The organism is Imperialibacter sp., assembly GCF_040222385.1.
Taxonomy (GTDB): domain Bacteria; phylum Bacteroidota; class Bacteroidia; order Cytophagales; family Cyclobacteriaceae; genus Imperialibacter.
Map to the genome: position 1 here is coordinate 1 of NZ_JAVKDF010000054.1, position 14,652 is coordinate 14,652.

16 protein-coding genes are annotated in these 14,652 nt (G+C 46.4%); 9 read left to right on the top strand and 7 right to left on the bottom strand.

Translation table 11 applies throughout. The annotated features are described in order from the left end of the window. Positions 1 to 152: 152 nt before the first annotated feature. Positions 153 to 572: a DUF6799 domain-containing protein gene (locus RIG68_RS25335; protein ID WP_151997462.1), complete on the bottom strand. Its 420-nt coding sequence runs from the start codon at positions 570 to 572 to the stop codon at positions 153 to 155. Positions 573 to 898: 326 nt separating this feature from the next. On the opposite strand from RIG68_RS25335, the gene RIG68_RS25340 reads away from it, so the two are divergent. After that, entirely contained in the window at positions 899 to 1,111 is a 213-nt protein-coding gene (locus tag RIG68_RS25340) for a hypothetical protein (protein WP_350129051.1), read from the top strand. Positions 1,112 to 1,417: 306 nt separating this feature from the next. Here RIG68_RS25340 and RIG68_RS25345 read toward each other — a convergent pair whose 3' ends face one another. The 3 genes from RIG68_RS25345 to RIG68_RS25355 all read right to left on the bottom strand — a co-directional run bounded on the left by RIG68_RS25345 (position 1,418) and on the right by RIG68_RS25355 (position 3,705). Beyond that, on the bottom strand, positions 1,418 to 2,560 hold the full coding sequence (locus tag RIG68_RS25345; RefSeq protein WP_350129054.1) for a YncE family protein: 1,143 nt from the start codon (positions 2,558 to 2,560) through the stop codon (positions 1,418 to 1,420). A 189-nt stretch (positions 2,561 to 2,749) separates the two neighbouring features. After that, the gene (locus RIG68_RS25350; protein WP_350129057.1) at positions 2,750 to 3,361 is read right to left on the bottom strand and encodes a hypothetical protein; all 612 of its coding nucleotides are present in this window, start codon (positions 3,359 to 3,361) and stop codon (positions 2,750 to 2,752) included. Then, positions 3,358 to 3,705, bottom strand: a complete 348-nt coding sequence (locus tag RIG68_RS25355; protein WP_350091507.1) for a PadR family transcriptional regulator — start codon at positions 3,703 to 3,705, stop codon at positions 3,358 to 3,360. The genes RIG68_RS25350 and RIG68_RS25355 overlap by 4 nt, the downstream gene beginning before the upstream one ends. A 356-nt stretch (positions 3,706 to 4,061) precedes the next feature. Here RIG68_RS25355 and RIG68_RS25360 point away from each other — a divergent pair, with 356 nt between their 5' ends. From RIG68_RS25360 to RIG68_RS25370, 3 genes are all read left to right on the top strand, one after another. Next, the gene (locus tag RIG68_RS25360; RefSeq protein ID WP_151997467.1) at positions 4,062 to 4,337 is read left to right on the top strand and encodes a VF530 family protein; all 276 of its coding nucleotides are present in this window, start codon (positions 4,062 to 4,064) and stop codon (positions 4,335 to 4,337) included. 1 nt (position 4,338) lies between these two features. Beyond that, positions 4,339 to 5,061 (top strand): carbon-nitrogen hydrolase family protein, encoded by a 723-nt coding sequence (locus RIG68_RS25365; protein WP_350129060.1) that lies wholly within the window; start codon positions 4,339 to 4,341, stop codon positions 5,059 to 5,061. Between the two features lie 83 nt (positions 5,062 to 5,144). After that, positions 5,145 to 7,259 (top strand): outer membrane protein assembly factor BamB family protein, encoded by a 2,115-nt coding sequence (locus tag RIG68_RS25370; protein ID WP_350129063.1) that lies wholly within the window; start codon positions 5,145 to 5,147, stop codon positions 7,257 to 7,259. Here RIG68_RS25370 and RIG68_RS25375 read toward each other — a convergent pair whose 3' ends face one another. Together RIG68_RS25375 and RIG68_RS25380 are read right to left on the bottom strand one after the other, a co-directional pair. Beyond that, the gene (locus tag RIG68_RS25375) at positions 7,260 to 7,553 is read right to left on the bottom strand and encodes a chaperone modulator CbpM (RefSeq protein ID WP_151997470.1); all 294 of its coding nucleotides are present in this window, start codon (positions 7,551 to 7,553) and stop codon (positions 7,260 to 7,262) included. It abuts the gene before it with no gap. Beyond that, entirely contained in the window at positions 7,550 to 8,449 is a 900-nt protein-coding gene (locus RIG68_RS25380) for a DnaJ C-terminal domain-containing protein (protein ID WP_350129066.1), read from the bottom strand. Before RIG68_RS25380 ends, RIG68_RS25375 begins: the two co-directional genes overlap by 4 nt. Positions 8,450 to 8,689: 240 nt before the next feature. On the opposite strand from RIG68_RS25380, the gene RIG68_RS25385 reads away from it, so the two are divergent. Both RIG68_RS25385 and RIG68_RS25390 read left to right on the top strand, forming a co-directional pair. Next, positions 8,690 to 9,424, top strand: a complete 735-nt coding sequence (locus RIG68_RS25385) for a hypothetical protein (protein ID WP_350129069.1) — start codon at positions 8,690 to 8,692, stop codon at positions 9,422 to 9,424. Positions 9,425 to 9,484: 60 nt separating this feature from the next. Then, positions 9,485 to 10,273, top strand: coding sequence for a polysaccharide deacetylase family protein (locus tag RIG68_RS25390; RefSeq protein ID WP_350129072.1), 789 nt, complete (start codon positions 9,485 to 9,487; stop codon positions 10,271 to 10,273). 11 nt (positions 10,274 to 10,284) lie between these two features. Here RIG68_RS25390 and RIG68_RS25395 read toward each other — a convergent pair whose 3' ends face one another. Beyond that, positions 10,285 to 11,436 (bottom strand): DUF819 family protein, encoded by a 1,152-nt coding sequence (locus RIG68_RS25395; protein WP_350129075.1) that lies wholly within the window; start codon positions 11,434 to 11,436, stop codon positions 10,285 to 10,287. Between the two features lie 51 nt (positions 11,437 to 11,487). Here RIG68_RS25395 and RIG68_RS25400 point away from each other — a divergent pair, with 51 nt between their 5' ends. The 3 genes from RIG68_RS25400 (at position 11,488) to RIG68_RS25410 (ending at position 14,652) form a co-directional block, all read left to right on the top strand. Further along, the gene (locus RIG68_RS25400) at positions 11,488 to 11,631 is read left to right on the top strand and encodes a hypothetical protein (protein WP_350129078.1); all 144 of its coding nucleotides are present in this window, start codon (positions 11,488 to 11,490) and stop codon (positions 11,629 to 11,631) included. Between the two features lie 122 nt (positions 11,632 to 11,753). Then, positions 11,754 to 13,610 carry a cation:proton antiporter domain-containing protein gene (locus RIG68_RS25405; RefSeq protein ID WP_350129081.1) on the top strand — a complete coding sequence of 619 codons (1,857 nt, stop codon included), beginning with the start codon at positions 11,754 to 11,756 and terminating at the stop codon, positions 13,608 to 13,610. Positions 13,611 to 13,638: 28 nt separating this feature from the next. Beyond that, positions 13,639 to 14,652: an esterase-like activity of phytase family protein gene (locus tag RIG68_RS25410; protein WP_350129084.1), complete on the top strand. Its 1,014-nt coding sequence runs from the start codon at positions 13,639 to 13,641 to the stop codon at positions 14,650 to 14,652.

The following is a 14,652-nucleotide window of genomic DNA, read 5'->3' on the forward strand; positions in this document are numbered from 1 at the left end:
TTTGCCCGACTTAAGTGTCTGTAATGCTTCCTCGAAAAGTTGCTCCAACTCACTCCGAGGTGGTCTCTTTGATTCCATTTCTGTCATAAGTTCTCATTTTATTTTTACTTATACTTATGACACACTTTTCTGAACAGTCTCGTTTGGCAGGTTTACCCATTCCTGCCTTTATTGCCTCCACCCTTTTCCTTCATCTTGTTACCTTTCATATCCTGGTTACCTTTCATACCCCTGTCCATTTTTTGCATTCGCTTTTCCATTTTATTGCGGAACAGCGACTCGTTTTTGTAGCGTTTGCCATCCATGTCCAGACATTCGCCGTCTCGAAGCCTGATCTGCTTTCCGTTTTTCAAACGCAACATTCCATCAGGGGTAATTGCGCCGCCGTTCTTCAGTTGCAGTGACTCGTTGAGTTGCACCCTTTCCTGATCTCTGATCTGGTACATGTTGCCATCTTGAAGCATCAAATGTTCCTGCAGACGTAATCTGTCCTGATCTTTCACCTGTGCCTGAGCCGGAAACATCATTGTAACCAGCATCAGAACACCTAAGAATTTCATTATTGTTTTCATGATCGTAAAGTTTTGTGAGCGATAGTTGAAAAGAACACTCACCCAACTATAATGGCTACCATCGTTTTGGCTGATTCCTTTTTTGCCGGGTCAATTTTCTTTTCTTTTTTAATTTGCTAATGCTAAATTTCTACCAATCCACGATTTAAGTCAGTGACTTTTAGCACATAGTGGCTGCTTTCTTCCAGCGAAAGTGAGTTCTTTCAACAAAAAGAAAAACGACACCACATATCTTTCCCTCATGCGCAAAGCTTCTTGCCTACCACCACTATTTTCAATTCTTATCATCAACTACAGCTATGCCCAAAATGCCAAGACAGCCAAAGATGAAGAGACGATTAAGGAGGTTGATCGAGAGAGAAGTAGATGCGCTGAACAGAGACCCTGATTTGGAGGCTTATCTCTCCTGCTTAATGGAGTCTGAGAAAATTCAGTTAGGGCCTTCGAACGACAAAATGACTAAGCGTTACGCAGCTGTGAAGGCAGATGCACAAAGAGTGATTCAGAATTATGATGGTAAGTCCAACCCCAATACATGAGCGTTTGCTGAAGGGGCATAAGGTAAATTGAAACACCGCTTTTGCCAGCTGCCTGCAAACCCCCAACACGTCACAAGGCACCTTCATAGACGTCTCCAAAAGCGACTACATGGAGAATGTAAAAGGCGAATGGAAGATAGTCGACCATAGGTATTTCAATGCGCCGGAGAGAAAAGAATAAGCGTTTCCTGTTTGGATGGGTGTATCGTTTTTAAAGCGAGTGTCTCCGCTCACGACGGGTTCAGGCGAATGTCTCCACTCACCTTTCATATACAGAGCCGCTTTCAAAAAAGCTTGAGATTCCACTCACCTCCCCATCTCATTCTTCCTGCCCAACCCAAACTGATCGCCAGCTTTGGTGGCCTTGCCATCTTTCATAAAAATCTCCACCATCTTCTCACTTGAAACAGTGTTGTAAGTTTCGTCTTTCAGAAAATACAGTACTTCTCTTTTCACCGGATCTATCACCTCTCCGCTGGAAGGATAGGCATATTTACCGTCGACGCTAAAGGTAATCCAGCCGGGCATGTCGCTCAACGGAATGGTTGTCAATTGCTGGTAAGGAGACTTGCCGCCGAAGATATGAATGCGCATGTTGTGCCCGTCGCTGATCCAAATTTCTTTTTCATCAGGCGTAAGTGCGATTCCATGGGCAGGATTACCATGCCGACGCACAGGGCCTTTGTCCCAGCCCAGCACCTGCACGCTGGCCAGTTTCTCCCCCGTTTTCAGGTCGCCCACCTCAAAGCCCAGCAAGTCGTTGACATTCACAAACACCAGCGATTCATCGCTGTTTACCGTAAAAGGCCTGATGCCGGCACTAAAGGGCCCGATCTTTTGAACTACTGTATGGGTTTTAGGGTCGGCTACATGAAGTTCAGGCGACCCAATGTCGGCCATGTATACCTTTTTGCCAGATGGCCCATAAATAGTGTTGTGCGCTCTTGAGTGTATTTTTATTTTGGCTATTATGTCACCGCTTTCGCAGCTTACCACATTCCAGAAGTCTTTTTCCAGCGACGGTAGGTACATCGTCATCCCATCAGGGGAAATAGACATGCGGTCGCAACCGCCCTCGTATTTTCGCTCCCAAACTACTTTTTCTGTTGCCAAATCAATTCGCTGCATGGATTCAAGGGTGGAGATATAGACACTATTGAGCTGGACACTTACATCAATGCCTTTGACATTGGAAGGGGTTCCGTTTTCATGAAAACCCTGCGTCTTAATGCGTTTAACAAACTTATGGTTATTGTCCACGTCAAAGACAAGCAAGCCATGTCCGCCGTAGCCTAGATAGTCTCTGATGCCGGGAGTAGCCACATACAAAAAATGCCCTGTTCCTCCGGCTGGTAACACTTTCGTTGATAAATGATCCACAGGCATCACCCAGGCGGTAGCGAACAAGAGTATGAAAAGGACGGTGACAGACAGCAGTTGGCGTTTCATAGTGGTGTTATTTGAAAAACGGGCTATTTTTAAAGTTACATCTTCCAGACTAAACTTGGCAACAATCTCTTATTGTATTGCACTTAAATTCCACTTCCGCATAAAAAAAGGCGAGAGCTTCCTCTCACCTTTATCTACCACTATTACTATGCTGTGATTTCTTCGTTTCAGCAGTCCGTCTATTTTTTTCTAGACGGCCTCAATTGATCGCTTGTACAAAGTGTAAAAAAGAAAAGGCAGGAAGCCGAACCCAAAAAGAAAGCCTCCGCTAATAAGCACCGCCCCTGAACCTTCCAAATGAAGCATATTGAGAATACTGCCAAGTGCCAGCATCATAAAGCCCACAGCTCCTACTATCCATTTCATTTTTTCCGATGGCGAATAAGTCCCGCTAGTCTTCAAATGGCTTACCAAAAGGAGCGGAGCAAACAAAAATGCTGTCACCATAATACTACCGAACAGCAAAATAGAAGCGCCTGGCAAATGCAATGATTTGAACACGACGGACAATGTAAGTCCCAATGAGGAAATGAATCCGGTTAAATAAGTAATTCGTTTCATATTAGTGATTTTATTAAAGTTGAGAATGAAGAATACTTCCTCCTGTATTTCATCAAAACCGTTCGGTGTGGTTTGCTGAAATGCCCTTTGATAGGCAGCCTCAAAAGACATCCCCTGATTCATGTCTTCTTCAATGAGGCAGTAAAAATGGTCAATGAGATCGTCCTGCACTTCTTTGCTGGAAATGCTGCTTTCCTTCACTTTATTCGTGATAAAGTCTAATTGGTCGTCACTAATCATGCCCTGGCTGTTTTACTTTCTGGTTCAAACATGATGCTCTCAATGGTTTTCAAAAAGTCCATTAACTCCGAAACCTTTTCCCTCTTGGCTTCATTTCCTTTTTTGGTGAGTGTGTAATACTTCCTGACCCGCTTACCTATGCTCACTTCTTCGGTAGTTACCGTGCCGTCGACCAGCATTTTGTGAAGGGCCGGGTACAACGAGCCATCTTTTAGTAATATCTTACCTCCTGTGAGCTCCTTCACCTTTTGACAAATTTCGTAACCGTACATTCTGCCATGCTCACTGAGTAATCTCAAAATGATCATGTCGATAGTGCCTTTTAATAGTTCTTTCGAATACATAGCACAATAATACATAGATATATGATATATCAATACTATAGGTATATTTTTTTGAGTACGAGATTGTCACTGAGGAATTATTTTGCTGTCTGCCCTACTAAAACGTTCATCAACCCCAATAGAAGGTTGAAGAAAATATGGCGGCAGGCGGCAGCCTAACCCATGCAACAGACCAACAAATTGGTTAATTTGGACGTTCTGCGATGATAGTATTTGCATGATTTAACATTCATATCGTGCGTGCTAATTGGTTAGGCGCCTTTGAATGTGAATTGTCAATGGCCGGGAATCGTTAACTTTGTTGCCATATCGTTAACTTTGTTGCCATATAGAACCGAAAACCAGGCAAAAAACAGATGATAAGCAAAGATCCAAAAAAAGACGGTCTGGCTGGAAGGGTGACAAAACTGAAGGATTCAGAACAACGGAACAACCCACTCCACGGAGTAAGATTGGATGCTATTTTGGAAGAACTGGTAGCCAAACTTGGGTGGGAAGAACTGGGTAAAAAAATTAACATTCGCTCTTTTAACTACGATCCCTCCATTAAGTCGAGTCTTGCCTTCCTGAGAAAAACGCCCTGGGCAAGAGAGAAAGTGGAGCAGCTATACCTACGTGTGATCAAAAAATGAAATGAGGATTTGTGTAGCGCAAACCAGGCCCATCAAAGGCGACATCGCTGCCAATATTGAGCAGCACAAAAAGCTCATCCACCTGGCTATTGATGGCAAGGCAGATGTTATCGTTTTCCCTGAGTTATCGGTCATTGGCTATGAACCAACCCTGGTCAAGGGCTTGGCTATGGACGCCAGTGATACAAGACTTGACAGCTTACAGCAGTTAGCCGACCTGCATGCGATAATTATCGGAGCAGGCATCCCAATGAAGTGTGGTGATGGCATCAACATCACAATGGTACTTTTTCACCCCAATGCACAAAGGCAAACCTATTCCAAAAAATACCTCCACGCCGATGAAGAACCGTTCTTCGTAAGCGGGGAAAATAACGCCACGTGCATAAGAGGCTCGAACGTTGAGTTAGCTATCTGCTACGAAATATCGGTACCTGAGCATTCGGCCAATGCCGGCAAAAATGGCGGCAAAATCTACCTGGCCAGCGTAGCCAAATCCGCTAACGGAGTGAAAGCAGCCCACCAAACCCTGTCTGGCATTGCTGCAAAGTATGGCATGACGGTTTTGATGGCCAATTCGGTGGGGCCAAGCGACGATTTCGTGGGAGCCGGTGGATCGGCCGTATGGAACTCTGATGGCATTCTACTGGAAAAAATGGACTCAGAAAGTGAGGGGTTTTTGATCCTTGACATAGAGACTCAAGAAATTTTTAAGGTTGTTTAAAAACCTAGCTGATAAACCCTTCCTGGTTCCACCCAGATAATTCACCTCCCACTTTTCAGCATCTACTTTGTATCTTCATCTCAATGGATCGATACACCCTACCAACTAGTTTACCAAAATGCCTTTCATGGCTTACTTTGATATTGTCCACCGTGGCCTGCTCTCCAAAAAAACAGTCAGATATCAACTGGCCTGAATACAATGGTGGCCCTGATCGGAATCACTACTCTGAACTAACCCAATTCAACAAAGAAAACATCAATCGCCTGGAAAAGGCATGGGAATACAGCTCAGGTGGCGCCGACACCACCAAAAATCAAACGCAGATTCAGTGCAACCCCGTCATCATTGATGGCATACTCTATGGCGTTTCGGCAGGTTCGCAGGCTTTTGCGTTAGATGCCGCTTCAGGGCAGGAATTATGGAAAACCAACTTCAATGACAAAACCTTTTCCATGACCAGCCGGGGTGTTACGTACCAGGCTGACGAAACAGGAAAGCGGATTTTCTTCGGCTATGGGCACCTGCTTTACTGTCTCGACGCAAAAACTGGAAAGCCTATTTCCTCTTTTGGAGACAGTGGAAAAATCGACCTGAAGCAAGGTTTGGAACGCCCAACTGCCGACGATTACGTCGTGTACAACACGCCCGGTGTCATCTTCGAAAACCTGTTGATTACTGGTGCACGTGTGCAGGAAAACTCCGCAGCCTTGTTGGGCGATGTGCGGGCCTTTGACGTTCACACAGGTGAGCTGACCTGGACTTTCAAAACGATTCCGGAAAACGGTGAATTTGGTAGCGACACCTGGCCACCCAACGCCAGGCAAAATACAGGCGGTGCCAACTCCTGGATGGGCATGGCCATCGATAGGGAAAATGAAATAGTGTATGTGCCCACCGGTTCGGCTGCATTTGATTTCTATGGTGGCGACCGGGCAGGCGACAATCTCTTTGCCAATTGCCTCCTCGCCCTCAATGCGAGAACAGGCGAGCGCCTCTGGCATTTTCAAACCATGCACCACGATATTTGGGACAGAGACCTCCCCGCTCCGCCCAACCTGATCACGCTGGAAAAAGACGGTCAGCAAATGCAAGCAGTGGCCCAAATTACAAAGCAGGGCTACGTTTTTGTGTTCAACCGCCTCACCGGGGAGCCACTGTTCCCGATAGAAGAAAGGCCCATGATTACAGTTGGAATGCCCGATGAGCAAGTAAGTCCTACCCAGCCCTTCCCCGCCCTGCCCGAGCCTTTCACCAGGCAGTCGTTTACGTTAGCTGATGTGCGAACCGATGCTCCCGACCGGGAGGAGATTCTCCGTCAACTCAGCGAAGCAAAAACAGGACGGGCCTATATCCCCCTGACTGAACAACGAACCATCTTCTTTCCGGGTACTGATGGAGGCGGTCAGTGGGGTGGTGCGGCCGTTGATTCCGAAGGCGTGATGTATGTGCCCGCCAAGGAAGTTCCGGTATACTCTTCGCTTACCAACGCACCTCAGCAGCAGGCTCTAACCTCCTCCAGCACCTTGTATCAAATTCATTGCGCTTCCTGCCATGGCAAAGACATGACAGGCGATCACAGCGGTGCCTACCCTGCTATTAAAGACTTTAGCAAGAGACGCACAGCTTCCGAGGCATATAGCATCATAGAGCGAGGCCGGGGGATGATGCCTGCTTTTACTCAACTGAGCAACGCTGAAAAGAAAGCCATTGCCGACTACATCATGGGCATTGGAGATGCGACCCTGACAGCCTCAACTGACTCCCGCTCTTCGCCTTACAAACATACTGGCTATAACCGGTGGTACTCGGAGGACGGCTACCCCGTCAACACGCCGCCCTGGGGAACCCTCACTGCTATTGACCTGGCTTCGGGAAGGAGAAAATGGCAGGTACCACTTGGTGAATTCCCAACGCTGAGTGAGCAGGGATTTCCACCAACAGGCACTGACAATTACGGCGGGCCGCTGGTGACCGGAGACCTTATTTTCATAGCGGCCACCCCCGATGAAAAATTTCGGGCGTTTGATAAACTGACTGGTGAACTGGTTTGGAAAACTAATCTTCCGGCGGCAGGCTATGCTTCGCCATCCACTTACTCAGTAAATGGAAAGCAATACCTGGTGATTGCCTGCGGCGGTGGCAAGCTGAGAAGTCGTTCAGGAGACAGGTACGTCGCTTTTGCCTTGCCAGACTAGCTAGTCTTCATATAGCTTCAGTCGACTCCTTACCTGGCTGAGTTCCGTCTGCAGCGCCTCAATCTTGTTCAGCAAATTGAATACGACATCGATGCCTTCTATGTTGACATCCAGCTCATGATGCATGCGGATCATCTTTTCGACGGCATTCATTTGGTCTTCATGAATATACTGCGTTTGCTCAAGCGTCTCGATCTCGATCAACCCAATCTCTCCCAGGCCAATAAAGAAGGTGGTCTCCACTTTATAGTGCTCGCAAAGTGTTTCTATTGGTATGTGGGTATCGGTTTTCATGGTCTTCTCAATTTAGCAAGTTCGCTCAACAATTCCTTCTCTTTGCTGGTCAGGTTCGTGGGTATGGAAATCTGATAAGTCACATACAAGTCGCCAAACGCTCCCTCCTTTTTGTAGACAGGAAAGCCCTTTCCTTTCAGTTTCACCTTCGATCCATTTTGGGTTTCCGGTTGCACCTTCAGTTTCGCTTTTCCATCGAACGTATCAATGGTGATTTCGCCACCCAGCATCGCTGTGTACAAATCGAGGTCAACCATAGAGTAAAGGTTATCGCCATCGAGTTTGAATTTGGTATCGTTGGTAATAGCAAAGGTGATGTAGAGGTCGCCTTTTGGCCCACCGTTCATTCCATCACCTCCATGGCCTTTGATCTTGATTACCTGCCCGTCTTTAACTCCGGCAGGGATTGTCAATCTTATCTTCTTGCCATTAACGGTCAATGTCTGCTTCTGCGTATTGTACACATCACGTAAACGCAGGTGTAATTCAGCATGATAATCTTGTCCCTTGAATTTCACACTGCGCCCACCCGTTCTACCGGCACCGCCTCCGAACATTGATTCAAAAAAATCTGAATAGTCTTCTCCGCCAAAGCCTCCCGCAGTCTGCTGCTGGGTACTTCCTCTCCTTTGCTGCTGCTGTTGCGCTTTCGCCTTTTCAAATTCTTCCGCATGCTTCCAATCCTTGCCGTAAGCATCGTACTTCTTGCGGTTTTCCGCATTGCTCAGCACTTCGTTCGCCTCGTTCACTTCCTTGAACTTCCTCTCCGCCTCTTTATCGTTGGGATTTACGTCAGGATGATACTTCCTTGCCAGTTTGCGATAGGCATTCTTTATTTCCTTCTCTGTAGCTCCTTTTTCTATCCCAAGAAGCTTGTAATAGTCTATAAATGCCATTTATGTGTGTATTCTAATTGCTTTCCAAAATATCACTGTAAATATCTGATGGGGCGCCTTTCTTGTAGCTGACTAGCGTCATTCATTCCTAAGATTCTCGTCAGCTGGTGGTAAGCAATCCATCACAAGCAATATCATAGAAAGTTACGTCACACAAGCCGAGCTTAACAAGCACATTCTATCGGCCTCTCTGATATTCAACTTCTTTCAGCTAACTTGGTATAGAACATCAATATATCTATGAAACCTATCCACCTACTGCTCTGGTTTTGCTGCTACTTCCTATGCACGTCCTGCCAGGATAAAACACGTCCAAACGAGGACAAAGGTCAAGAAACGACTAGTGAGGCCTCAAGCAGCCGGGAAGATGGCGATGGAAGTAAGGAGTTGATCCCCATTTCGTCCTCCGATTCATTGCACATCAATGGCCTGATCAATCAACTGACTGGTATAGAACGTTTTGCAGTAGAGAATAATTTCAACCTGTTTGCCAGCCTCTTACAGCATGCCAACGACGGCAGTTTTGATCGGGTCAATAACATTCTGGCCAGCTCAACTGATTGGTTGCAGACCTATGAAATAATTGCCTTGGATAAAACAGGTGGTTATATCGAATATGCTCCAAGAGGTGCCGAAGTCACCTATAGTATGACGTATTGGAACTTAAAGGATGGCACAAAACTAATAGCAAAGGTTGAAAAAGGCTGTGGTCCTGTATGCGAGTCTGAAATTCATTTTTCAAAATATTTCAATGGCATATCTTCTATTCAGAAAACTTCGGACATCATCCCCACATTCGACACTTTAAAACCGCTACTGATAGCCAAGTACCCAAGCGATTGCGACCCTTGCGAATTTATTTTCCATCTTCCACGCAAAGGGAAAAACATCACGCTTTGTGAAGAAAGTGATGCCTCAGGTGAGAAATGTATTGTCCTTGTTTGGAAAGATGGTGTTTTCGATGTTGAAAGTTAGGTAGCAGTTGGATTTGATTTTGCTAACTTTCACCCAAAAACCTATCACCGCCGCCGCTCCATGAAAGAACCATTGGTCTTCGTCATAATGCTTTGCAGTTTTTTGCCAGTCAAAGCTCAAATCCTCAAAAAACCCATCGAGGACAAAACCGTGGTGCTGACCTTTGACGATGCCCCGGCAAGCCAGTATTCGGTGGTAGCTCCTCTGCTTCAGCAATATGGCTTTGATGCCACCTTCTTCGTCTGTGAGTTTCCTCCAAACTACAAAGACAGCTCACTTTACATGAACTGGAGGCAGATCAGGGAGCTCGACCAAATGGGGTTTGAGATCGCCAGCCACACCCGGTCGCATGCCAGGGTGGCCAGTCTTACCAAACCTCAATTGATCAAAGAGCTTACCTATATCGAAACCAAGTGTGATTCCCTGGGAATAGCCAAGCCAGCTAACTTTGCCTACCCAGGCTACAGCCTCAGCCCGTTGGTCGCTGAGACACTTGACGAACAGGGTTATGCATTTGCCCGTGCTGGCGGTGGCCGCCCATACGACCCGTTGAAGGATCACCCGTTGCTGGTTCCCAGCTGGGCCATGGACAGCACAAATAGAGATGAAGTCATGCAGGCACTTAATGAGGCCAAAGACGGCAAGATCGCTGTGCTTACCATTCACGGTGTACCTGATGTGGAGCACCCCTGGGTGACTACCCCTCCAGAGCTATTTGAGGAATACTTGAAGTACCTATCCGAAAACGGCTATAAAGTACTCTCTATGAAAGGGCTTGAGCGCTATATAGATGTGGAAAAGGCAAAGAAAACGCTCACGCCAGATTACAATCTTCGGCTAAAGAACTGATCGGAGCGGCATCACAAAAGCACCTCCGCCACCAAAAAGCCAATGTAGGTACCCAAGCCAGTTCCAAGGGATCCTATAACTATAGAAGGCAAAAGCAGGTCTTCTCTGTTCAAACTTTTGGCAAGCGCCATGGCAGATGACGGCCCGCCTACGTTGGCTTGTGAGGCAATGGCTACCACATCCCAATCCTGCCGAAGCATTCCACCCACACCAAAAATAACAAGCCCATGCACAGCTACAATGATCAGCGTAAACAGACCGATGTAAATCGCCAGTTCGCCAATCCCCTTGAGGGCGGCCAACTCGCAAAAAGCACCAATAACAGCCAGAAACAAATAAACTGTAAAGAGCCCGAGTAAACGACTGCCCTGTAATTCTCTTATGCCTTTGAATTGCGCCAGTCCAAGAGCAATGGTTGTCACTATCAATATGGAAGGGAAATTCCACCCATACGCTTCGTTCAACGCAACAGCCAGCCAATCTGCAAATAGCAAACTTCCGCCGCCCAACGCCAACAGTACAGCCAGCGACCAAATAGAAACCATTTCCCTTGCTTCAGGCAGTTTTCCCTCAATATCTTTGGCTGAAGCTCGGTTGCCCACCCTCTTCCATATTTTACCGAGCATTCGTGGCAAAAGTAAGGTAGCCACCATCCACGTCGCAGTGAGAATATTGTCCACCGCAACGGTTCCGGCGTACAAACCACCCTCTTTCATTACGCCATAATGTAAAGCAATCGCATTAAAATTGAGGCTTCCCCCTATATAAGTGCCCGTCATCATGCCTGCCAGTGCCTTATAATGCTCTCCAAAAACCACCGGCCCGTTCACGACCCAAATGGCCATCAGCGCTCCCAGGCTTGTGCCGACAGCCCCCAGAAGAAACATGCTGAGCATAGGCAGGCCTGCCTTTTTCAAATCAACCAATCTCACATCCAGCAGTAAAAAGAACACTGAAAGTGGAGCGATGAAGGCAAAAATTCCTTCATAAACAACGGACGACTCGGTGGCGGACGGAATAATTCCCAGGTTAGCAACCACTGCCGTGAGAATAATTACGAGCAGCGTGGTACCCATGTGCTTAAGAAAAGTATGGTTCTCAAGCCATTCACTGATCAGGATATTGACGACAAGGACGGTAAGCACCCACAACGGATTTGACATGCAGAGTTGATTTAATCCACCAAAAAGAAAAGTAGCAGAAATTGGGTTGAAATGAAACACTTTATTGTGCTGGTCACCGACCAAATAAGAACAACAGCAATGAGCGTTTTTATGCAGCGCATCTATAGTAAATTCATTAAACGCTTAATCTTCCTGGCGCCAAAAAGCGAAAAGGCTCCTTATTGGGGCGCCTGAAGAAAAAAGCATATTCGGCTGCCACCACCAACCCTGCCGCCGATTTCGGGCCGGGAAAATTCTGATTACAGTCTGTGGTTGTTATATTGGGGGTCGACCTAACCCAAAAGTCAACCTGCATTATGGAAAACAGCATTAATTACCTTCCTCTTTTTATAATCATGGTGGTAGCCTGGCTGGTGCCTATGGCATTGACCTGGGGACGGGTAACCAAAATTCCGGCCGTCATTGTCGAGATCATTGTCGGCGTTATCATTGGCCCCTACGTGCTTGACTGGATTGAAGAAACTCCCTATATGCGGTTTCTAGCTTACTCGGGCTTTCTGTTCCTTATATTTCTTTCGGGGCTCGAAATTGACCTTGGAGAAATATACCGCTCGATTCCAAAAAAAATCAGAAAAATAGATCTGGTAAGCAATTCAATGTTGCTGGCTATTACCATCTACACGGGATCACTTTTATTCGCCATCCCATTTTCATGGCTCTTGCATTTATTTTTCGACACCGACATCGTTTTCTTTTCCATGCTTCTTCCGACAGTGGCGCTAAGTGTTATCGTCCCTATTATTAAGGCTGACGGCGAGCTCAGCCGAAAGTTTGGAAAAATCATTTTGATGGTCGGTGCCATTGCCACCATCATGAGTATTATTCTCATTTCCATTTATTCAGGAATCCTGAAGAATGGGTTTGAGTCTGAGCTTCTTCTCTTCCTGGTCATCTTTGTGGTTTTCTTTGTTGCTTACAAAACAGGGAGATGGCTGATAGGGATACGTACGTTTCAAAAATTACTTTACACCCTTGAACACGCCGCCTCCCAAATCAGAATTCGTGGTACCGTTGCGTTACTGCTGTCCTTCGTGGTGGTGGCCTACCTTATCAAAACAGAACTTGTATTGGGTGCCTTCTTTGCAGGCTCTCTCCTCTCCATGTTTTTGAACAAGCAGCGATCCGCTCTCATGTTTAAGCTTGATGGGATGAGCTATGGCTTTTTTATTCCCATTTTCTTCGTGATGGTGGGCGTCAATCTCGACATCTCTGCCCTGAGTGAATTTCAAAGATCAATCCCATTAACCCTGTCTATTTTGGCCGGATTCTTTATCACTCAGGTATTGCCTGCTTTTGCCATGGCAAAGATATTTGGATGGAAAAAAGCCCTTTCAGGAGGCCTCCTGTTGTCATCGAGAATGGGGCTGAGTATAGCTACTGCTCAAATAGGCCTCTCGCTTGGCGTGATCAGCCAGTCTACAAATTCCGGCATTGTAGCTGCTTCGATCCTCGCATCCGTTTTGGCTCCTATGCTTTACAAATTGCTTCACAGCGAAGGCGAAGTGAATTTCAATTTGTATTTGTTTGGAGGCAGCAAAGCAAGTCTTTTGCTCGCAGAGCGTTTGAAATTGCATGGTTTGAACCTCTTTACCGTGGTAACCACCGCAGAAGATGTCGAAGCTTTAAAGGAAAAAGGAATTCAAGCAGCCTATGTGCCTAACCTGGACACCTACTACCTCAGCAAACTGAAGATACGGCCCACCGACCAGGTCGTTATTTTGACCGATTCATTCGCCATGAACAAAAACCTGGCTTTGTTTCTGGAGCAAGAACTGAATCACAAAAAAACCATTACCCTTACCAAGGACAAGCACTCCACACTCTTTGGTGAGACATCCGGAGTGAAGCTGGTGAACATTGAAGACACGCTTGCCAGCCATGTGGAAAACCTAATCATGAGGCCCGATTCCTACGAGGCCTTTTCAGAGAGTTTCGGGTTATACAGGGTGGAGGAGATTCTCATGAGCAATTCTCAACACGACAGACAGAAAGTAAAAAAAATAGCCTTTCCTCCCTCGGGCTCTCTGGTGATGTTCCGTCGAAACAACGAGATTTTCATCCCGCACGGGGATACACAGTTATTGTTGGGCGACGTAATTACAGTGATTGGAAACACCCAGGCGCTCGAAGAATTCCGCAATAAATTGGAATAATCGGTTTCGATATATATAAATTGGAGCGATGAAATTAACCCGTCGACTAACCTGTTCACTCGCTTTCCTTTTCCATTGTTTTTGTATCTCGTATTGGGTAAACGCACAAGTCTCTTTTGACACCGAACACTCATTCTTTATTGAAATACCGTTCGATACATCGGGTGTTTTTGAAGGCCAGGAAAAGCCCTTTGGAGGCATTTCTGCCATCACATATTCCGGGCACGAAAGTGACTACTATTTACTGTCCGATGGCCTTCCAGCCAGGTACTACACATTTAGCATCGACCCAATAAAGAGCCTGAGCATCGTTTACAAAGACGTATACTATCTGGCGGAAAGCCAAATTCGTGGTGAGGGAATGGCGCTTTCTGGATCAAGCATGTTTGTGTCTGATGAGAGGGATATTGACAATATAGAAAAGACACTTGTGTGGCAAGCCGACGCTTCAGGAAAACTCCAAAACATCAAAGACCTGCCCGTCAAATACTATGGAGAAATGTACGACAATAGCGGCTTTGAGGGGCTCACCATCAGTCCCGATCGCAAGAAGCTTTTCCTGGCTATGGAAAGGGCGCTGCCAACAAGCGGGTGCCGGAGCATCTTACCAATTCTTGAGTACTCATTGGCAGATCATAGCACCAAAACATACTGGTATGAAATGCAATGGAATACCAAAGGCAACGGCATTAGCTCTTTGGTGGCTCTGAGCGACTATGAGTTGCTGGTCATCGAGCGGGACTACCTGAAGGCAGAGGATCGCAACGAAGTGAATATTTACAAGATTACGTTGATTGAAGCATCCAAAAATAATGACTCTGACTGTCCACAGTCAGGAGAGCCGGTATTGGTGCCTGAAAAGATTTTCTCATTCAGTCAAGACCTCAAGCTGGGCGGACAACCCTACAAAGTCAATAATATAGAGGGGGCCACCTTCACCCCTGACGGCCAATACCTTCTACTGGTTTCGGACAACAATTTCGGCAACAAGGGCAACCGCACCCCCACTCAGCTGGTCGCTCTGAAGGTGACTAAGTTCTAG